The sequence below is a fragment of the Hoeflea sp. IMCC20628 genome (genome assembly GCF_001011155.1).
GTDB lineage: Bacteria > Pseudomonadota > Alphaproteobacteria > Rhizobiales > Rhizobiaceae > Hoeflea.
In genome coordinates this window covers 771,747-790,839 of the sequence record NZ_CP011479.1, presented here as the reverse complement: position 1 = coordinate 790,839, position 19,093 = coordinate 771,747, and the positions used below count along the sequence as shown (strand labels likewise).

The following is a 19,093-nucleotide window of genomic DNA, read 5'->3' as shown; positions in this document are numbered from 1 at the left end:
TTTCCTACCTGAAACGGTACCCCATGGATAACAGTCCAATCGCGGCCGTCGCCGGTCCCACCGTGCCACCAGTAATAACGCCCGGCCCTCCACACACACCGCTTGTTGCCGATAACCGACGGCGCATCATCGTGTTCCTGATCCTGCTGACAGGCATGTTCATGGCGACGCTCGACAGCCAGATTGTCGCCACCGCGCTTCCCACCATCGTCGGCGAGTTCGGACAGCTGGAACGATTCGGCTGGATTGGGTCTGCCTATCTGCTGGCCTCGAGCGCGGTGATGCCGGTCTATGGCAAGCTGGGCGACCTTTTTGGTCGCAAATACGTGATGATGTCGGCGATCTTCATTTTTACCGTCGGTTCGCTGGTCTGCGGCTTGGCTGTTTCCATGAATACGCTGATTGCCGCCCGCGTGCTGCAGGCGCTCGGCGGCGGCGGCATCATGGTATCGATCTTTTCCATCAACGCCGATCTCTTCGAACCGCGCGAACGCGCCCGCTACCAGAGTTATGCAAGCCTCGTGCTGATGCTTTCTGGTGCGATCGGGCCCGTTCTTGGCGGCGCCATGAGCGACCTCTTCGGCTGGCGTTCGATCTTCCTCGTCAATCTGCCGATCGGCATCGGCGTGCTTATCGGCCTCGCCTTCCTGCTGCCCTACAAGCGGCCGGCCCGCAAACCGAAGATCGATTATGCGGGTGCGGCGCTGCTCGCCGGCGCGATTGGCAGCATCGTGCTCTGGGCTGACAGCTCCGAACTCTTCGGTGGCCTGCTGACGATGAAAAGTCTCGCCATCGTCGCCGTTGGCCTTGCATGCCTTGCCGGCTGGCTGTGGGTCGAAAAACGGGTTCCCGAGCCCGTCGTGCCGCTCACCCTGTTTTCCGATCCCACCATCAGCCTGCTGCTGTTCCTGTCGCTGACCAGCGGCGCCATCGGCATCGGCCTGGTCAATTACCATGCCCTCTACCTGCAATCCGGACTCGGCATGAGCCCGACCATAGCTGGCCTGTTCTTCATTCCGCTGACCGGCGGCATTGCATTGGGTTCACTCACCTCCGGGCGCATCATGTCGATTACCGGCCGCTACAAGGTCTTCTCTGTCGCCTCTACAACAATCGGTATTGTCATGCTTGCCAGCTATCAATTCATCGGTTCGGCTACACCGCTGACCATGGTCGCGGTCGTGATGCTGGTCCAGGGCATCGGCATCGGGATGAATCAGCAGGTGCCGGTACTCGGCGTGCAGAATGCCGCCCGGCGCTCCGATACCGGCGCTGCGACGGGCGTGGTGACGCTGACCCGAATGGGCGGCGCCTCGATCGGCATTTCTATCTATGGCGCCATCCTTGCGGCCGGTGTCGCCCGCTCGAAAATCACGGTACCGGGCATATCCGACATCGAAAAACTGGCCCCGGCTGCGGTCGCCGCCCTGCCAGAGGAAACGCGGCAGTTGATTGCGCAGGTTTACCAGCAGGCCTACCAGCCACTCTTCATGACCGCAGCCTTCATCAGCTTCCTGGGCCTGATCGCCGCATTGTCCCTGAAGAACATCCAGTTGCCGGTCAAACATGGCGGCGGCGAGTGAGGCCTTGCGCCGGCCCTCGCCTTTCATCATCTCTCCCGGTTTGATCCTGATCAGTTCGGCTCAACCCGGACAGGACTAAACTCCACGCATGCGAAGAGGTGAACAATGCTCAGATTGCTGATTGCCGGATTGACCCTGATACTACCGGTGAGCACAGCGCTCGCGGACAAGGCCGCCGTGGCGCGCGGCCAGGCCGTGGTCGATGAATGGTGCCGAGACTGCCATGTCCCGGACGGCCAAAATCCCGATGCGGATATGGCGCCGCCCTATGCCGACCTGGTCAATATCGAAGGCCGCGACCGCGCCTGGTTCGAAGCCTTTCTCGAAGCCGACCATTTCCCAATGACCACCTTCCGGCTGTTCGATCACGAGAAAGCCGATGTCGTCGCCTATCTGTTGTCGCTGCAGCAGAAATAAGGATTGGTCGGACCGGCTTGCCTGCCTCAAACGATAACGGGAGACCGGCCCGATATCCCGAAGGCTGCTGCAGCTGCGGTCTGGCGGTCAAACAGCTTGCGCGAGAAATGATACACCAGCGTGACGATCACGATCGACGTGTAACCATCGACGGCATAATGCCAGCCGAGATAGACCGAGCTTGCCAGCACAAAGCCGACATAGGCGAAGGCAAGGCCCCCAAGCCCCCGCGAATAGCTGGACAGGAACAACGCGTTCATGGTGATCAGCGCCACGTGCACGCTGGGGAAGGCCGATATGCCGCCGCCGATCCCGGGTTGGCCGCGCTCGTAGAGCGACCAGAGATAGTGCTGGATACCGGCTGCGGAATTGACCGCATCGCTGCCTGCCAGAAAGGCCATCTGTTCGGCGAAGCGGGCTGTATCTCCGGTGACATTGCCATAAAACGCCGGTCCGGCGGACAGGAACATGCTGGCGAGAATGTTGCCGCAGACGATCCAGACAAACAGGAACATTGCCAGATAGTGCATCCGCACCCGGTTGGCGCGCGGCGAAGTCACCACGAAGAACAGCGCGCCGAAATTGATCATGTGCCACAACACATTGTAATTCACTTCAACGATGGCAAGCACCGTCGGGTTCTGGGCGACCGCATAGAGATGGCGCCAGGGCGCGCTGCCGAAATGCAGGAATTTGTCGGCATTGGCCAGGTACAGATCATAGGGAAATCCGCCATGAATATTGGCAAAGGAAATCTTGATCGAGGTGAAGGTGCCCTGAAACAGCGTGATCCCGGCCATCAGCGCCATGCCTGACGCCAGCGCCGCCATCCGGCGGCCGGAAAAACTGCGTTTGAACGCCAGCCGGCGGCGGCCATCGAACCTGTGCACGACGCGCACCAGATCAAACAGTACCACCACAACCGGCATGAAAAAGGCAAAAGTCCACAGCCCGGGCCCGACATAGGCCGAATGCGACGTCCCGTCCAACTGGCCGAAGCCCTGCAGATAGATGAGGCCAAATGCGGTGTAGCCGATGACCGTGGCGTAAAACCACGCATCGGCGCGCAACCGCTCAAGCACTTCGGCGGGAAAGGACTGCAGGCTTCGGATCATCGGGCAACCAGACTTCTTTGGATCAACAAATCGCACCGCCAAAGTGACAAGATCCTTTTTATAAAACGTGAATATGGATTGGATTGGTTGCATATGTCGGCGTCTGCCTCACCTTCAGCGCCAGGCGGGTGGCGGCGAATCCAGTCTTCGCTGGAGCTTTGATCCGTGGGCCATAGGATTATCGCCCTGTTGAAACCATGGCCAGGAACCAGGCTCAAACTGGTTCGTGACCGGCATCTGACCCGCCGGTCCAGGTGCACACCAAATGCTCCGAAACCAGTCCCGCACCGCATCGACATGCGGTGGCTGGATCCCGGTTCAAGGCCGGGATGACGGCGTCGTAGATGGACAATCGAACAAAGGGGGGCAGCCTCTGGCGTTTTCGCCCCCCATTTTCCCCTGAACAACGCCCTTTTGGGGTTCCCTCCGGTCGCGCATTTCCCTATAAGCCGCGTCTAGCCTTTGATTTTGCGCATGGCGTCTCCCGACCCGAATCTTTTGAGTGGATTCCCGGCGGGGGATTTTTTGCGCGACGCTTGTTAGAATCGGACCCGGACCATGCCAAAACGCAATGATATCAAGTCGATCCTCATTATCGGTGCGGGACCGATTGTTATCGGGCAGGCCTGCGAATTCGACTATTCCGGCACCCAGGCCGTCAAGGCGCTGAAGGAAGAGGGTTACCGGGTCATCCTGGTCAACTCCAATCCGGCCACCATCATGACCGATCCGGGCCTGGCCGACGCCACCTATATCGAGCCGATCACGCCTGAAGTTGTGGCCAAGATCATTGCCCGCGAACGCCCCGACGCACTGCTGCCGACCATGGGCGGTCAGACCGCGCTCAACACAGCGTTGTCACTCAAGCGCATGGGCGTGCTCGAACGCTACAATGTCGAGATGATCGGCGCCAAGCCGGCAGCCATCGACATGGCCGAGGACCGGGCGCTGTTTCGCGAGGCGATGACCCGCATCGGGCTGGAAACGCCGCGCTCGTTCCTGGCCAACGCCACCGAGATCAAGGACACCGACCGCAAGCTGCACGAGGCCGAACGCGCCCGGCTGCGCGCTGAGCTGGCAGGCGACGCGCTCGACACGGCGCTCGACGAGCTGGAAAACACCTGGAACCTCGGCGAATCCGACCGCAAGCAGCGCTATATGAGCCACGCCATGGCCCAGGCCGCGCGGGCGCTCGACGAGATCGGCCTGCCGGCCATCATCCGTCCGTCGTTCACCATGGGCGGCACCGGCGGCGGCATCGCCTATAACCGCTCGGAATTCTACGACATCATCGAAAGCGGGCTCGACGCCTCGCCGACCACCGAAGTGCTGATCGAGGAATCGGTGCTCGGCTGGAAGGAATACGAAATGGAGGTGGTGCGCGACACCGCCGACAATTGCATCATCATCTGCTCGATCGAGAACATTGATCCGATGGGCGTGCACACCGGTGATTCGATCACCGTGGCCCCGGCGCTGACCTTGACCGACAAGGAATACCAGATCATGCGCAACGCCTCTATTGCGGTTCTGCGCGAGATCGGCGTCGAGACCGGCGGCTCCAACGTGCAGTTCGCCGTCAACCCGGCAGACGGCCGCCTGGTAGTGATCGAGATGAACCCGCGGGTTTCGCGCTCGTCGGCGCTGGCCTCGAAAGCCACCGGCTTCCCGATTGCCAAGGTCGCGGCCAAGCTGGCAGTCGGATACACGCTGGACGAGCTTGAAAACGACATCACGCAAGGAGCGACCCCGGCCTCGTTCGAACCGTCGATCGATTATGTGGTGACAAAGATCCCGCGCTTTGCCTTTGAAAAATTCCCCGGCGCCGAGCCTACGCTGACCACGGCGATGAAATCGGTGGGCGAAGTCATGGCCATTGGCCGGACTTTTGCCGAAAGCCTGCAAAAGGCGCTGCGCGGTCTTGAAACCGGGCTCACCGGGCTCGACGAGATCGAGATTCCGGGCCTCGGCGAAGGCGACGACGACAACGCCATCAAGGCCGCCATCGGCGTGCCGACGCCGGACCGATTGCGCATGGTGGCGCAGGCCCTGCGGCTGGGCATGAGCGCTGCTGACGTGCATGCGATCTGCAAGATCGATCCGTGGTTCCTGGCCCAGATCGAAGACATTCTGGCCATGGAAGCCCGCATCCGCGAGCACGGCATTCCGACCGACGCGGAGAACCTGCGGCTGGTCAAGTCGATGGGTTTCTCCGATGCGCGGCTGGGTTCACTCACCGGCAAGCGCGGCCATGAAGTGGCCAAGCAGCGCAGAGATCTCGGCGTCCGCCCGGTCTACAAGCGCATCGACACCTGCGCCGCCGAATTTGCCTCGCCGACGGCCTATATGTACTCGACCTATGAAGTGCCGTTCGCAGGCAGCCTTGCCTGCGAGGCCCGCGTCTCGGACCGCCAGAAGGTGGTGATCCTCGGCGGCGGTCCCAACCGCATCGGCCAGGGCATCGAGTTCGACTATTGCTGCTGCCACGCCGCCTTCGCGCTGAAGGACGCCGGCTATGAAGCGATCATGGTCAACTGCAACCCGGAAACCGTCTCGACCGATTACGACACCTCCGACCGGCTCTATTTCGAACCGCTGACCGATGAGGACGTGCTCGAAATCCTCACCAAGGAACAGGAAGCCGGAACGCTCAAGGGCGTCATCGTGCAGCTTGGCGGCCAGACCCCGCTGAAGCTGGCCGAGGCGCTGGAGAAGGCCGGCATTCCGATCCTCGGCACCGCGCCCGACATGATCGACCTGGCCGAAGACCGCGACCGCTTCCAGAAGCTGTTGCACAAGCTCGACCTGATCCAGCCCAACAACGGCATTGCCTATTCGGTCGAGCAGGCGCGGCTGGTCGCCACCGACATCGGCTTTCCGCTTGTGGTGCGTCCGTCCTATGTGCTTGGCGGTCGTGCCATGCAGATCATCCGCGACGAGACCAACCTGTCCAACTACCTGCTCGGCACCGTGCCCGAACTGGTGCCCGAGGACATCAAGGCACGCTATCCCAACGACAAGACCGGCCAGATCAACACCCTGCTCGGCACCAATCCGTTGCTGTTTGACACCTATCTGACCAACGCCATCGAAGTGGATGTTGATTGCATCTGCGATGGCACCGACGTCAATGTCACCGGCATCATGGAGCACATCGAGGAAGCCGGCATTCACTCGGGCGATTCCGCCTGCTCGCTGCCGGTCCACACGCTGTCGCCTGAAATGGTTGACCGGCTTGAGGTGCAGACCATCGCACTAGCCAAGGCGCTGCATGTCGGCGGATTGATGAACGTCCAATATGCCATCAAGGACGACGTGATCTATGTGCTCGAAGTCAATCCGCGCGCCTCTCGCACGGTGCCCTTCGTGGCCAAGACCGTCGGCTCACCGATCGCCAAGGTGGCAACACGGGTGATGACCGGCGAGAGCCTGGCCGAGGCTTTTGCTGCTTACGGCGCTGTGCCCAACCACCGCACCCTGACCCATATTGCGGTCAAGGAAGCGGTCTTCCCGTTTGCAAAATTCCCCGGCGTCGACACGCTGCTCGGACCGGAAATGCGCTCGACCGGCGAGGTCATGGGGCTCGACCGCGATTACGCGCTTGCCTTTGCCAAGGCGCAGCTTGGCGCCAGCGTCGACCTGCCGCGCTCGGGACGGGTGTTTGTCTCGGTCCGCGACGAGGACAAGCCACGCGTCATCGAGGCGATCCGCATCCTGGTCGACAACGGCTTCAAGGTGATGGCAACCTCGGGCACTGCCGACTTCCTCCGTGCAGAGGGCTTTGAGGTCGAGCACGTCAACAAGGTGATGGAAGGCCGTCCGCATATCGAGGACGCCATCAGAAATCGTCAGGTGCAACTGGTGATCAACACCACCGAGGGCGCCAAGACCATCTCGGATTCCAAATCGCTGCGCCGCGCCGCTTTGATGCAGAAGGTCCCCTATTTCACCACCATGGCCGGCAGCCTCTCGACGGCACAGGCCATCGCCGCGCTGAAGGCCGGCAACCTGGAAGTCCACCCGCTGCAGAGTTATTTTCCGGCGGTGTGAGGGGACCGCCGGGTCTGGCAGACCCGGCTTCCGTCTTCCCGGACTTGATCCGGGACCCAGCAACCGCGCGTCTGCGCGGTAGAAGACTCTTGCAATCGGCGCCGGCTGCAGACGGAGTCTTGCTGACCGGGCGGGTCCGGCATGACGGGGATAACGGCGTACCCACAGCAGCGAACCCGGAGCGACAAGGACGCGTGTTGCGCGTCATCTGTGTGGAAAATGCTGTCGAAATCCGTATTATCTCAGTGTTTCTAGATCGCCGGGCAAGCAGGCATCAATGACGCCGACCGTAAAATTTGATCCGGCTGCCGACGCGGCTTGCATCCGGTTTTCCGGAGAGACCGTTCTCGAGGGTGAAGAGGTTTCCGATGCTATCGTTCTTGATTTTGACGAGAATGGCAGGATCGTCGACATGGAAATGCTTGAAGCGCGCAAGCACTTGCCGCCCGCGACGTTGACCGAAGCTGCATAAGCATCTGTCATACCAAGGACAGTGAAACTCGGCCACATCGCAGAGATACGCCTAGTACGGATGTGGTTACCTAATAGCGGCTAAGAACTTCGCCACCTTCCGTCGTAATATGGATCTTATCACTCACTTCAAACTCATAAACAAAAACAGCCGTCCCATTTTTCTTGCGGCCCTTTGCATTGCCGACCCCCCAGTCATAAATCCCCGTGACCTTGCACCGGGAAATCTGGCACGATGCCGAAATCGAATCTTCACGCAAATTGACGGACCGGTAAGGCCAGCGCTTAATGTACTTGAGCTTATCTGTATAGACTTCTACCCTGGATTTCATTTCCCCGAAGTACAAAACCCTGTCAGCATAGAGTTGCCGAACCGTTTCGAGTGCCTTGGCGTCGGAATAGGTCGTTGCGATTATTATCGACGTAATCAGCTCAACTGCCGCCACAGTAGGGTCCACGGTCTCGGTGTCAGCGGGCGAGGTTTCTCTTGTCACGCTTCGGGTCTGCCGATCCTCCGAAACGACGATGTCGATACCCAAAAGGTCGGAATCTCTTGAACTAAGCCACTGCATATCGCCGGGAGCCGCTGAAGTTATGTAGCGCACAACATTGTCGCCAAAGCCCAAGCCGGTCACATATGAACCGACCAAAGCGTTACCCGCTCCCGACTCGGTCTTGTCCATATCGCTCTTGTAGGCCAGGTGAAATCCTACCTTCGCGGAGGGTGCCAAGATTCTCGGTGCCCCGGCCAACCAGACGAGTGCACAGGAAGAAGCACATACGCCCTGCACCGACGTCGCAAAGCTTGAAGCCGCAATGACCTTGCCAATCTCAATGCCGGCCAACAAGCTTCCCCCAGGTGATTCCAGACTGACAATAGTCTGTGGCGGTAACGACTTGCTGATTTGCTTGAATCTCAAAATATCATCAACATGCATATCACCAACAATCCGAACAATGGATTGCTTGGCTCCAGAGGGGCCATCTGTTTCAGATACCGAAATATCCGCGGCAATCGCAGAATTAGTGGTGGCCACAATTACTGCTAACATTTTTACAAGACTACGATACTCAAACACGACATACCCCTCGTCACGATCCAGCCATTTTGCACATGAAACCACTTTTCCAACTCTCACGTCATACGCGAAACAATTTTCCACTCTGCCCCCTCTGATTGCTGGAAACCGGTATCCCACGTATCATTTGCCCGGTAGAGGACCAACCCATGACCGAGACCATCGAAATCCTCAACGACCGCCTGTTCCTTGTTGACCCGGCAACGCTGTTCGATGCCTTCGCTGATCCGCAGAAGCTGGCCCAATGGTGGGGGCCCGAGGGGTTCACCAACCGGATATCGGTGTTCGATCTGAAGCCCGGTGGAAACTGGCTGGTCACCATGACTGCCGATAACGGCACGGAGTTCCACAATCACTGGACGTTCGAGGATGTGGTCACTGGCGAGATGGTCAGGATGACCCACCATGAGCCGGTGCATGTGTTCAAGCTCGAAATGCGCTTTGCCGACGAGGATCGCAGCGCGCGACTGTCCTGGCGGATGCTGTTTGACCGCACCGACGAGAACGAGCAGATGGCAAAATTCCTGCACGCCGCCAATGAGCAGAACTTTGATCGGCTGGAGCAGTTTCTCCAAAAGAATGAGAGCCACGGCTGATACAGGCGTCGCCTGAGGCTGAATCCGACCTGCGACCCAGGCCAACACACGCCCCTCTGATTACCCACTCCCTGATCTTCGCGTATAATCCTCCAAGTGGAGGGTCGCGCCATGGCCAGGAACATCATCATTTTGCTGGACGGTACATCGAACCAGATTTCCGGCGACCGGACCAATGTGCTCCGGCTCTATGGCTCTCTGGTGCGTTCGAAACAGCAACTGGTGTTTTACCAGCCCGGCATCGGCACCTTTGGTCTGAGTGGCCGGTGGCAGCGATTGAAATCCAGGATCCGCATCTTGCTGGGACGGGCCACCGGCACCGGCATCGCCGACAATGTGATCCAGGCCTATGAATTCCTGACCAACAACTGGCAATATGGCGACAAGATCCATATTTTCGGCTTTTCGCGTGGCGCCTACACCGCCCGGCTGCTGGCCGGATTTCTGCGGATTTTCGGGCTGGTGCGGCCCGAGCAACTGCAACTGGTGCGCTATGCCTGGCGCGCCTATACCCGCCTCGGCCAGCCGGGCAGCAGGAACTTCGCCGCAGAAATCAGCCATTTCCAGAATGTGCTCGGCGGCACCGGCGTCCGCATCGAGTTTCTGGGCCTTTGGGACACGGTGGCCTCGGTGTTTGATGCGAAGTCAGGCTTCCCCTGGCTGACCATCACCCAGAAAGCCTACACCAACCGGAACGACCGGGTGAAAATCGTCCGTCACGCCGTCGCCATCGATGAGCAGCGAACCTATTTCCAACCCTCGCTGTGGGAACCGGGGCAGGATTATGAGGAGTGGTCGCGCAAGTCCCGCTCTTATGAGAGGACCCGCCAGGATTTCGAGGAAGTCTGGTTTACCGGCTGCCATGGCGATGTTGGCGGTGGCCATCCGGATGACAGGAGTGGGCTCGCCAAGATACCGCTGGAATGGCTCTATCGCGAGGCTGTGGCCGCCGGCGTTTTGAGCAACAACGACGTGTTCAGGCTGCTCACCCATGGCACACCGGTTGCCGACACCGCGCAGCCAAGTGCTGATCTGGCGCGTGACGAGGCCGACAAGAGGCAGAAACGCTATGGCGCGCCCGACCCGCTGGCCGACATCAACAACTCGATGAATGCCGGCTGGGCCCTTGTCGAATTCCTGCCGCGCAAGGTGCCGAAAACCTCGTTTTACCGCCAGTTGCAGATCGGGAAAATCTATTTTCCGGTGTTTGACCGGCGCCGGATACCCGAAGGCGCCAAACTGCATCAAGCCGTGATCACGCGGCTCGAAAACCGGGTTGACTACAGCCCGCCCAACCTGCCGAGGACCTATGAGGTGATGACGACGCGGGCGGCCCCCGGTCCGTAGCAACCGGGTTCACCAGCCCCTTGTCAGTGTTCGACAGCCATAGAATATTGGAACGATGAGAACCGACAGTCAGTAATTCGGAATGGATATTCTGGCACACTCGGTCACCATCACGCCGTTCATGGTGTCCGCCGTCATGTGAACCCGGATCTCGATGTAGCTGGCCTTGTCGCCGATGGCGTAGTCGATCGTCAGCTTGCATTCATCAAGGCCGCCGTCGGATTCGATGCTGAGCTCCTGCGACTGAGACGATTCCGTCACCAGCTCGATGATCAGTGTCGCCGGATCCTCGACCTCTTGCCGGCCAAGCCGGACCGAGAGGATCTCGCTTCCCAAAATCCGGTATTCCTCGAACTTCTGCAAAGCCGATGCGGGACTGGCAAACGTCAGCGCAAACATTACGACGATAGATAAACGGATCATGGGATGAGTTCCTCAATGCATTGGTGAGATAAAAAACGTACAGCGACCATTCATGACCACCCTACATCAATCCAACCGCAAGCTATCCTAAATGGGTAATCCCCAGAAGGTCTGCGGCGTCGCGGTTCGGATTGGACCGGAAGGCCTTGTACAGATCAGGAGGCCCGTTCGCGACATGAACAAATTCTGAATGGAGCACTCAAGAGCAGTTCATCTGAATATCCCTAGTGTCAAATTGCCAACTCGGACCGGCGCTTCCAAACAATCGAAGCAGGGAAGAGACACACAGAGAGGAAATTCGAAAATGACTCAGAAATTTAAAACTACTTTTGTTGCCATGATTACAGCCACATCCATTATTGCTTCAGTTGCTGGCGCAACGGCAGGGAACATAGCGCCGGCATCCTCCAAAGAGACTGTTTATTCTGGTTGCAAGGTTGCCCCCTGCCCCAAAAATCCCCTGGAGAAAACCCTCGATAAGACTACGCGGTCTGTTGTTACTGATGTAGCTGATAAAGACGCTACATTCCGTTGGCCTTGGCAGAAGAAGGAAAAGGCTGTCAGCGTCGAAAGGCTCAAGTGCTGCTAATCCGATCAAGTCCAGCCATCTCTGTCTTGTCCTCGCACAAGACAGAGATGGCGCAGGCCGCATCGGCGCGAAACCGGCGACGCATGATCGAAGGCCGCGCCTCGGCCGGGTAGCGCGCCACCACAGGTGTCAGCACGCCATCCCACCCCTCAGGGCGGTGGACATTGCCATGACGCAAGACACATCTCTCAAGATCACCGAACTGATTGAACACGAAGTGCAGGTGCAGACATTTGTTCTGGATGTACTCACTCCCTGCCGCCCCTTTCCCGGAATTCCTCCTTCACCAAGCGGTCGGAATCCAGCTGAAGAGGCCCCAGTTCAGCCTCACCCTCACTTCACCCCGCGCCGTCAGCTTCTATAGTGGTCACCACCGGTGCGTGATCGGAAGAACGATCCCTTGGCGGGCCGAGCTCGAAATGAGCGTCGAAAACCTCGACTTTTGTGACCGTGCCGCGACGGCGCGGGTTCTTCGGGTTGAGACCGTTGGAAACCACGCAGTAATCCAGCACGGAGCCCGAAATAATGCCGCCATGGGTGTTGGGGCGCACCAGCCCCTGCATCGGCACCAGATTGAAGCCGTCATAAAGTTTGTAGACATGCTTGAGATAGGCAAACGGCTCAGGAACGCCGTTGGCCGGAACGCTGCCCCAGGACCAGACCCGGTCGGCCTGCGTGAGAATCGAGATGGTGTGCGAGGCCGGGTTCTCGTTGAGATCACCAAGCAGGATTACCGGGGCATCCGGATCGGCGTCGATTGTCTGCCGGAACATGCGGTAGATCGCGCCTGCTTCGGCGGCGCGCTTGGCCACCTGGTTCACGCCCGCCATGGCACGCTCCATATAGGTGGTGCGGACCTTGTCGCCCCAATCGGATAGCACATCGATATCATCATCATCGACGAAGGCGCCCTGGGATTTGAAGTGGCAGACAAAAATCCGGGTTTCGCCAATTCCCGGCAGGTCGATCACCGCATCGACCGGGGTGCGGGAGAAATTGAAATCCGCGTCGATGACCGTGTCATCCGGAACACCGGCAACGCCCGACAGCGCTCTGACGCTGACAAAGGGATGGCGCGAGGCGATAGCCACCGTGGCGTTGACATAGACCGCCGGATCATCCTCGTCGAAAATGGGGTGTCCCGTGCAGAAGAAATAGGGGTAGCCATTCGCCGCCATCAGTGCGCCCAGTTCATCAAACGACACAACTTCCTGAAAACCGATCACATCGGCGTCCATCGCCGCCACAGTCGCCGCGATCCAGTCTTTCTTCTCCGCCCAGTGGGCTTCCGAATAGGTCGCTGACGGCTTGCGCTCATGCCAGAAAATGCCGGGGGCGGCAAAATGGTAGAGATTGAAGGTTGCGAGCTTGATGTCAGCCATGGGTGGTCCTCCGTCTGGCCCGTGCCGCCGTCAGTGTGACAGCCCCAAGCGGCGGCGTCGAGGCAGCGGCCGCCGCATGCGGCGTCTGACCGCAACACTGCTGCCGGAAATGGGTCGCCGGTTTTGGTCTAGCACAACATCGCCAGCCAAAGCGGCCTTCCAGAGCTTCGAACTGCGATTCCGGCCATGGCAAATCATCCACGATTTTTTCAGGTGAAATTTTGAACCGGATTTGATAAGCCTGAAGTAGAGAAAACAGGGACGGCTACGAAGTGACCGCTTCGGGGGCCGTTTCATTTTGTGTACTGCCGCCATTTGACCTGGCGTCAGAACGACATGACAAGGATAAGACCGATGGTTGAAAAGGTTCCGATGACGCAGGCGGGCTACACCAAGCTGCGGGATGAACTGCGCTGGCGCCAGCAAACCGAGCGGCCGCGGATCATCGAGGCGATCTCCGAAGCGCGCGCGCATGGCGACCTTTCCGAGAACGCCGAATATCACGCAGCGAAAGAAGCCCAGAGCCACAATGAGGGCCGCATCGGCGAGGTTGAGGATTATGTCGGCCGCGCCGAGATCATTGACCTGTCGAAACTGTCAGGCGACACCATCAAGTTCGGCGCCACCGTCAAATTGATTGACGAGGACACCGAAGAGGAAAAGACCTACCAGATCGTCGGCGACCAGGAAGCCGATGTGAAGCAGGGCCGGATTTCGATCTCCTCGCCGATCTCGCGCGCGCTGATCGGCAAATCGGTCGGCGACAGCGTCGAGGTTATCGCCCCGGGCGGCTCCAAGGCCTATGAAATCCTTGCGGTGAAGTGGGGCTGATCGCCCCGCTGCGCCCTCCCCGGTCATCCTCATGAGCACTCTTCCCGCCGGCAACCCTGGAGACCCCAAGGGCAAAGCCGGCAGGGAGGGCTTGTTCGTGCTCAACCTGCATCGCAATTTCACCGGCGTTTCGGCGACGGCAGCTGCTGTCACACGGCAACAGGCCAACCGTTACGATGTGCAACTGGTGGGACGCCCCCTGCCCGGTTGTCGGGACCCGATCTCAATCTGGCAGGCCATGCGGTTGTCGCGCCACGCGCCATCGGGCGAAGGTTTCCACATCTGGCATGTGCGCCGCAATCCCGAAATGCGTGCCGGAGTTTTCGCCCGCGACATTCTCCGACTGCCGATCAAGCTGGTTTTCACGTCCGCCGCCCAGCGCCGCCACAGCCTGCTCCCGCGTTGGCTGATTTCACGCATGGATGCCGTGATCGCAACCACGCCGGAGGCCGCGACTTTCGTGCCTGGCGTCCGCGCGGTGGTGCCGCACGGTGTCGACATCGACCGCTTTCATCCCGCTCCCTCGCGAGCCGAGGCCTGGGCGAAGAACCCCTATCCGGGCAGGGCCGGCATCGCCACCATAGGCCGTATTCGCCCGGAAAAAGGCACCGACCGCTTTGTTGCCGCGATGATTGCCGCCTTGCCGCACTTGCCCGAATGCACGGCGCTGGTGCTCGGCAAGGCAACGCCCGAGCACATGCCATTCCTGGCGCGATTGAAAGATCAGGTTACCGCCGCCGGTCTGAGCAACCGGATTCTGTTTCCGGGCGAGACCGATCCGCACGCGATGCCGGATCTGGTGCGCGGGCTCAGCCTTCTGGTCGCACTGCCGCGCTATGAGGGCTTTGGCGTCACGCCGCTGGAGGCAATGGCCTCTGGCGTGCCATTCGTGGCGAGCGACGCGGGATGGTTTGACGAATTTTCGGGCAATGGTGCTGCCGGCATGGTGATTCCCGATGGGGAAAGCCAGGCGGCGGCAGATGAGATCATCGCAATCCTTTCCAATCCGGAACGGCATGCGGCAATGGCTGTGGCGGCCCGCACCCGCGCGGTGGAAAAGTTCAGCGTGGCGACGGAAGCCGACGGGATCAACGCAGTCTATGAGCAAGTCCGCTCTGGCAAAATCTGAGCCGGGGCACAGATTTCGGCATCGGCTTCAAACAGCGCGCAGTTCATAGAGCGAATTGTTGCGACTTCGGCCCATCAATTGATAGCCATGACGGTCGAAGGCGGCGGAGCAGCCTTCATAATCACGACCCTGTTCGGGGTGTTCAATAACGATACGGCGCGGTAGCAGCGCTCGCGGCGCGCTGTCCAGAAACGGCACCAGCGCCTTGTCCTCGTGGCCTTCAATGTCGATCTTAAGAACATCGATATGGTCGACAGAAGCTTCGCTCAGCACCGACATCAGCGTCCGGACCGGGATCGGGCCGTCGTCATTTTCCACCAGCGCAACGATGGCATCGTCATTCTTGCGCACCGTCAAGCTCCCGGCCCCGTCGCGGTCACTGACCGCGCAGGCAAACGCAGTGATATTGTCCAGACCGCTCAGGACCGCATTGCGCAGCAACCGGCCGGTCATCATCGGGTTGGCGTCGATGGAAATACAATGACCTTGCGGGCCAGCCGTTTTTGCCAGCGGCAGGCTGTAAAGCCCGATATTGCATCCAATATCGACAATTACCCCACCGGGCGACAGCGCCTCCTCGAGGAAATCAATATCCTGCTGGTTGTAGGCTTCATTGAGCAGAATGCCGTATTCGATCAGATTGCGGCCACCCTCAAGCCGGAAAACCGCATCCCGGAACCCGACATCGATTGGTTTGCCGCCGCCGAGGGCAAAAGCCAACCGGCTCAATGTTGCGCGAAAAATCCCACGCCTCAGCGGGGTCCGTCTGGCCAGATCAACCAGCATCGTCTGGGCTGCATTGGGCGGACAAGCGGTGAGCACCTGCCCGTCAGCGCCTTCGGCCAACCAGCGCCCCGCATCAAGTAGCTTCCACACTTCGCGGCTCATAGGGCCACCAGCCCCACGTCCTTGACCTTCCGAATCGTCAACATGGTGCGAACGGTATCGACATTGTCCGTGGCGGTGAGTTCCTCAATGACGAAATCCTGAAAATGGGTGAGATTGCGGGCAACGCAATGCAGCAGGAAATCGCTCTCGCCCGAGACCATCCAGGTTTCCCGCACGATCGGCCATTCCTTGGTGATCGCGGCGAAAGCCTTCAGATTGGCGTCCGACTGGTGTTTGAGGCCAACCATGCAGAAGGCAACGAGATCGAAGCCAAGGCTCGGCGCATTCAACTGCGCCCGGTAACCGCGGATGATTCCGGCTTGCTCAAGCTTGCGCACCCGCCTCAGACAAGGCGGTGCCGAGATGCCGACGCGCTCCGACAAGTCCACATTGGTCATGCGTCCGTCGTTCTGCAATTCACGCAGAATCTTGAAGTCGATCGCATCGAGTTCGGCTTTGATCGCCATTGGCTCTTCCTGTTACCGGCACGCCACCCCGCATCGAGGCGAGGATGACGAAACTTTATTGCGTGAGTGACAGCCCCTGTAAAGCCTCAACAGGGTATCTGTGCGAAGTTCTGTGCGTAACGTGCCTATAAGCTTGAAACCAATGCCTGCCCACACCTAAATGGGGGTCACTTCGAATGCGCAGTGACGTCAGCCGCAAAAATGCGGGCTTTCACCATTGATGCGCCATTGAGGATGGCTCAAGCTGGCCCCTCGCAACATGTGTTCCAGGATCTTTCCATGCCCACTCGCCATGTTCCCGTTCTTATCATTGGCTCCGGCCCCGCCGGTTACACCGCCGCGATCTATGCCGCGCGTGCCATGCTTCAGCCGGTTCTGATCGCCGGCATGGAGCAAGGCGGCCAGTTGATGATCACCACCGACGTGGAAAACTATCCGGGCTATGCCGATCCGGTGCAAGGTCCTTGGATGATGGAACAGATGCTCAAACAGGCCGAGCATGTCGGTGCGGAAATCGTCAACGACCTGGTCACAAATGTCGAGATGACAGCGCGGCCATTTACCGTGACAACCGATTCCGGCGCGGTGTGGACCTGCGACGCACTGATCATCGCCACCGGTGCGCAGGCCAAATGGCTGGGCATTCCGACCGAAAAGGAATTCATGGGCTTTGGCGTTTCAGCCTGCGCCACGTGTGACGGTTTTTTCTATCGCGGCAAGAACGTCGTGGTTGTCGGCGGCGGAAATTCCGCTGTCGAAGAGGCGCTGTACCTGTCCAATCTCGCAGCCAAGGTGACTGTAATCCACCGCCGCGACGGGTTTCGCGCTGAAAAGATCCTGCAGCAGCGGTTGTTCGACAAGCCCAACATCGATGTCATCTGGGACACGGAAGTGGTGGAGTATCTGGGGACCCCGGCGCAAAAACCGATGCCTGCGTCTGTCACCGGCGTCAGACTCAAGAACCGCAAGACCGGCGATATCAGCGACATGCCGATTGACGGCGTGTTCGTCGCCATCGGCCATGCTCCCGCGGTCAGCCTGTTCAAGGACAAGCTAAAGCACAAATCCAACGGCTATCTGTGGACAGCACCGGATTCAACTGCCACGGATGTCCCGGGCGTTTTCGCCGCCGGCGACGTGACCGACGACATCTACCGCCAGGCGGTGACTGCCGCTGGCATGGGATGCATGGCAGCTTTGGAGGCCGAACGTTTTCTGGCAGGACATGTCAGACAGGCTGAAGCCGCAGAATAGGCGCACCAGCGCCAGATTAAGGCCCGATCAACGGGCCAGGGGGACGGTAGTTTGGTGCCACTCGATTGGGATAAACTGCGTATTTTTCATGCGGCTGCCGAAGCCGGGTCATTCACCCACGCGGCGGAGAAACTGCATCTGTCGCAATCGGCGATCAGCCGCCAGGTTTCCGCCCTTGAAATGGACATCGGCGCCAAGCTGTTTCACCGGCATGCCCGGGGCCTGATCCTGTCCGAGCAGGGGGAAATCCTCTACCAGACAGCGCATGAAGTGCTGATGAAGCTCGAATCGGTGAAAAACCGGCTCACCGAAACCCGCGAACGGCCCTCGGGTAAATTGCGCGTCACCACCACGGTCGGCTTCGGCCAGGGCTGGCTCACAGAAAAAGTGCAGGAATTCCAAGCGCTTTATCCCGATGTCCAGGTGCAGTTGCTGCTCGACAATGAAGAACTCGACGTCAATATGCGCCAGGCCGACTGCGCCATTAGGCTGCGCCTGCCACAGCAGCCCGATCTGATCCAGCGCCGCCTGTTCACCGTGCACTTGCATGTCTATGCCTCGCCGGCCTATATTGCCCGTCACGGCGAGCCCAAGACCATCGAGGACCTCGACAATCACCGAATCATCACCTTTGGCGAACCGGCTCCGGCCTATCTGATGGATGTGAACTGGCTCGAGCATGCCGGTCGCACACCGGATAATCTGCGCATGGCGCATTTGCAGATCAACAATTTGCCGGCGGTCCGGCGTGCCACGCTCAACGGCGCAGGCATTTCGCTGCTGCCTGATTATATGATCAATCGCGATCTGGATCTTGTGCAACTCAACATCACGGCCGACATTCCGACCTTCGACACCTATTTCTGCTATGCCGAAGAGATGAAAAACGCCGCCAAACTCAAGGCCTTCCGGGATTTTCTCATCTCCAAGGCGCGCACCTGGAACTATTAGGGCACGCCCGCTTACACAGCACCAGAACGATCAGTTGAAGCAACAGCAAAGACCACTGCATGGCTCGTTGCTCCAAAATCCGTCAGCTATGCAGTAATTGCATGGCTGACATGCACACCGCTCCCTTGTACATTGCATAATAAAGCACCATATCGCTTATAGCTGATGCATACTTGGCGGCCTACTCCTCCCAGTGTCGCCGCATGAGCTGTTCCCCTCTGGAGGTTTTTGACCTTCATACCTATTGGGCCCGAGAGCAATCTCGAGGCCCATTTTTTTGCCCTATATTTTAAGCATGCAGTATTCGCATGGCTGCCCTGCGCATCAAACCCTTGCGCAATGCACAATAAAGCACCATATGGCTCACAGTTGATGCATTCATGGCGGACTACTCCTCCCAGTGCCGCCGCATGAACTGTTCCCCTCTGGAGGTTTTTGACCTTCATACCTATTGGGCCCGAGAGCAATCTCGAGGCCCATTTTTTTGCGCTATACTTTAAGCATGCAGTATTCACATGGCT

General features: G+C 59.2%; 18 protein-coding genes. 11 read left to right on the top strand and 7 right to left on the bottom strand.

Going from position 1 to position 19,093, the window contains the following annotated elements; all coding sequences use genetic code 11:
• Positions 1-23: 23 nt before the first annotated feature.
• Positions 24-1,583: an MDR family MFS transporter gene (locus IMCC20628_RS03760; RefSeq protein ID WP_082127984.1), complete on the top strand. Its 1,560-nt coding sequence runs from the start codon at positions 24-26 to the stop codon at positions 1,581-1,583.
• Between the two features lie 105 nt (positions 1,584-1,688).
• Positions 1,689-2,000, top strand: coding sequence for a hypothetical protein (locus IMCC20628_RS03755; protein WP_047029100.1), 312 nt, complete (start codon positions 1,689-1,691; stop codon positions 1,998-2,000).
• A 26-nt stretch (positions 2,001-2,026) separates the two neighbouring features.
• Here IMCC20628_RS03755 and IMCC20628_RS03750 read toward each other — a convergent pair whose 3' ends face one another.
• Complete coding sequence (locus tag IMCC20628_RS03750; RefSeq protein ID WP_047032232.1) at positions 2,027-3,115, bottom strand: phosphatase PAP2 family protein; 1,089 nt, start codon at positions 3,113-3,115, stop codon at positions 2,027-2,029.
• 558 nt (positions 3,116-3,673) lie between these two features.
• On the opposite strand from IMCC20628_RS03750, the gene carB reads away from it, so the two are divergent.
• Both carB and IMCC20628_RS03740 read left to right on the top strand, forming a co-directional pair.
• A complete protein-coding gene (gene carB, locus IMCC20628_RS03745; protein ID WP_047029099.1) occupies positions 3,674-7,165 on the top strand; it encodes a carbamoyl-phosphate synthase large subunit in 3,492 nt (1,163 codons plus the stop codon).
• A 277-nt stretch (positions 7,166-7,442) separates the two neighbouring features.
• Positions 7,443-7,637, top strand: a complete 195-nt coding sequence (locus IMCC20628_RS03740; RefSeq protein ID WP_047029098.1) for a DUF2283 domain-containing protein — start codon at positions 7,443-7,445, stop codon at positions 7,635-7,637.
• Between the two features lie 70 nt (positions 7,638-7,707).
• Here the strand turns inward: IMCC20628_RS03740 and IMCC20628_RS24150 are convergent, their stop codons facing one another.
• Positions 7,708-8,715 carry a hypothetical protein gene (locus IMCC20628_RS24150; protein WP_156174395.1) on the bottom strand — a complete coding sequence of 336 codons (1,008 nt, stop codon included), beginning with the start codon at positions 8,713-8,715 and terminating at the stop codon, positions 7,708-7,710.
• Between the two features lie 149 nt (positions 8,716-8,864).
• On the opposite strand from IMCC20628_RS24150, the gene IMCC20628_RS03730 reads away from it, so the two are divergent.
• Together IMCC20628_RS03730 and IMCC20628_RS03725 are read left to right on the top strand one after the other, a co-directional pair.
• On the top strand, positions 8,865-9,311 hold the full coding sequence (locus IMCC20628_RS03730) for an SRPBCC domain-containing protein (protein ID WP_047029097.1): 447 nt from the start codon (positions 8,865-8,867) through the stop codon (positions 9,309-9,311).
• A gap of 111 nt (positions 9,312-9,422) precedes the next feature.
• The gene (locus IMCC20628_RS03725; protein WP_047029096.1) at positions 9,423-10,658 is read left to right on the top strand and encodes a DUF2235 domain-containing protein; all 1,236 of its coding nucleotides are present in this window, start codon (positions 9,423-9,425) and stop codon (positions 10,656-10,658) included.
• 69 nt (positions 10,659-10,727) lie between these two features.
• Here IMCC20628_RS03725 and IMCC20628_RS03720 read toward each other — a convergent pair whose 3' ends face one another.
• Positions 10,728-11,081: a hypothetical protein gene (locus tag IMCC20628_RS03720; RefSeq protein WP_156174394.1), complete on the bottom strand. Its 354-nt coding sequence runs from the start codon at positions 11,079-11,081 to the stop codon at positions 10,728-10,730.
• Between the two features lie 304 nt (positions 11,082-11,385).
• Here IMCC20628_RS03720 and IMCC20628_RS03715 point away from each other — a divergent pair, with 304 nt between their 5' ends.
• A complete protein-coding gene (locus IMCC20628_RS03715; protein ID WP_047029094.1) occupies positions 11,386-11,670 on the top strand; it encodes a hypothetical protein in 285 nt (94 codons plus the stop codon).
• On the opposite strand, the gene IMCC20628_RS25760 is transcribed toward IMCC20628_RS03715, so the two are convergent.
• Positions 11,657-11,848 carry a hypothetical protein gene (locus IMCC20628_RS25760; protein ID WP_156174393.1) on the bottom strand — a complete coding sequence of 64 codons (192 nt, stop codon included), beginning with the start codon at positions 11,846-11,848 and terminating at the stop codon, positions 11,657-11,659. The two genes, IMCC20628_RS03715 and IMCC20628_RS25760, sit on opposite strands and share 14 nt — an antisense overlap.
• 160 nt (positions 11,849-12,008) lie before the next feature.
• Positions 12,009-13,052 carry an endonuclease/exonuclease/phosphatase family protein gene (locus tag IMCC20628_RS03710; protein ID WP_047029093.1) on the bottom strand — a complete coding sequence of 348 codons (1,044 nt, stop codon included), beginning with the start codon at positions 13,050-13,052 and terminating at the stop codon, positions 12,009-12,011.
• A 354-nt stretch (positions 13,053-13,406) separates the two neighbouring features.
• Here IMCC20628_RS03710 and greA point away from each other — a divergent pair, with 354 nt between their 5' ends.
• Positions 13,407-13,883 carry a transcription elongation factor GreA gene (greA, locus tag IMCC20628_RS03705; RefSeq protein ID WP_047029092.1) on the top strand — a complete coding sequence of 159 codons (477 nt, stop codon included), beginning with the start codon at positions 13,407-13,409 and terminating at the stop codon, positions 13,881-13,883.
• Positions 13,884-13,914: 31 nt separating this feature from the next.
• Positions 13,915-15,012 (top strand): glycosyltransferase family 4 protein, encoded by a 1,098-nt coding sequence (locus IMCC20628_RS03700; RefSeq protein ID WP_047029091.1) that lies wholly within the window; start codon positions 13,915-13,917, stop codon positions 15,010-15,012.
• A 27-nt stretch (positions 15,013-15,039) separates the two neighbouring features.
• On the opposite strand, the gene IMCC20628_RS03695 is transcribed toward IMCC20628_RS03700, so the two are convergent.
• Positions 15,040-15,900, bottom strand: coding sequence for an FkbM family methyltransferase (locus IMCC20628_RS03695; RefSeq protein WP_052766282.1), 861 nt, complete (start codon positions 15,898-15,900; stop codon positions 15,040-15,042).
• Positions 15,897-16,367: an Lrp/AsnC family transcriptional regulator gene (locus tag IMCC20628_RS03690; RefSeq protein ID WP_047029090.1), complete on the bottom strand. Its 471-nt coding sequence runs from the start codon at positions 16,365-16,367 to the stop codon at positions 15,897-15,899. The genes IMCC20628_RS03695 and IMCC20628_RS03690 overlap by 4 nt, the downstream gene beginning before the upstream one ends.
• A gap of 279 nt (positions 16,368-16,646) precedes the next feature.
• On the opposite strand from IMCC20628_RS03690, the gene trxB reads away from it, so the two are divergent.
• Both trxB and IMCC20628_RS03680 read left to right on the top strand, forming a co-directional pair.
• Positions 16,647-17,621 carry a thioredoxin-disulfide reductase gene (gene trxB, locus IMCC20628_RS03685; protein WP_047029089.1) on the top strand — a complete coding sequence of 325 codons (975 nt, stop codon included), beginning with the start codon at positions 16,647-16,649 and terminating at the stop codon, positions 17,619-17,621.
• 54 nt (positions 17,622-17,675) lie between these two features.
• Positions 17,676-18,572 carry a LysR family transcriptional regulator gene (locus IMCC20628_RS03680; RefSeq protein ID WP_047032229.1) on the top strand — a complete coding sequence of 299 codons (897 nt, stop codon included), beginning with the start codon at positions 17,676-17,678 and terminating at the stop codon, positions 18,570-18,572.
• Positions 18,573-19,093 lie beyond the last annotated feature (521 nt).

Excerpts from the sequence above, each read along its gene's own strand:
- IMCC20628_RS03760 (WP_082127984.1), top strand. The coding sequence starts at position 24 with ATGGATAACAGTCCAATCGCGGCCGTCGCCGGTCCCACCGTGCCACCA.
- IMCC20628_RS03755 (WP_047029100.1), top strand. The coding sequence starts at position 1,689 with ATGCTCAGATTGCTGATTGCCGGATTGACCCTGATACTACCGGTGAGC.
- IMCC20628_RS03750 (WP_047032232.1), bottom strand. The coding sequence starts at position 3,115 with ATGATCCGAAGCCTGCAGTCCTTTCCCGCCGAAGTGCTTGAGCGGTTG.
- carB (WP_047029099.1), top strand. The coding sequence starts at position 3,674 with ATGCCAAAACGCAATGATATCAAGTCGATCCTCATTATCGGTGCGGGA.
- IMCC20628_RS03740 (WP_047029098.1), top strand. The coding sequence starts at position 7,443 with ATGACGCCGACCGTAAAATTTGATCCGGCTGCCGACGCGGCTTGCATC.
- IMCC20628_RS03730 (WP_047029097.1), top strand. The coding sequence starts at position 8,865 with ATGACCGAGACCATCGAAATCCTCAACGACCGCCTGTTCCTTGTTGAC.
- IMCC20628_RS03725 (WP_047029096.1), top strand. The coding sequence starts at position 9,423 with ATGGCCAGGAACATCATCATTTTGCTGGACGGTACATCGAACCAGATT.
- IMCC20628_RS03720 (WP_156174394.1), bottom strand. The coding sequence starts at position 11,081 with ATGATCCGTTTATCTATCGTCGTAATGTTTGCGCTGACGTTTGCCAGT.
- IMCC20628_RS03715 (WP_047029094.1), top strand. The coding sequence starts at position 11,386 with ATGACTCAGAAATTTAAAACTACTTTTGTTGCCATGATTACAGCCACA.
- IMCC20628_RS03710 (WP_047029093.1), bottom strand. The coding sequence starts at position 13,052 with ATGGCTGACATCAAGCTCGCAACCTTCAATCTCTACCATTTTGCCGCC.
- greA (WP_047029092.1), top strand. The coding sequence starts at position 13,407 with ATGGTTGAAAAGGTTCCGATGACGCAGGCGGGCTACACCAAGCTGCGG.
- IMCC20628_RS03700 (WP_047029091.1), top strand. The coding sequence starts at position 13,915 with ATGAGCACTCTTCCCGCCGGCAACCCTGGAGACCCCAAGGGCAAAGCC.
- IMCC20628_RS03695 (WP_052766282.1), bottom strand. The coding sequence starts at position 15,900 with ATGAGCCGCGAAGTGTGGAAGCTACTTGATGCGGGGCGCTGGTTGGCC.
- IMCC20628_RS03690 (WP_047029090.1), bottom strand. The coding sequence starts at position 16,367 with ATGGCGATCAAAGCCGAACTCGATGCGATCGACTTCAAGATTCTGCGT.
- trxB (WP_047029089.1), top strand. The coding sequence starts at position 16,647 with ATGCCCACTCGCCATGTTCCCGTTCTTATCATTGGCTCCGGCCCCGCC.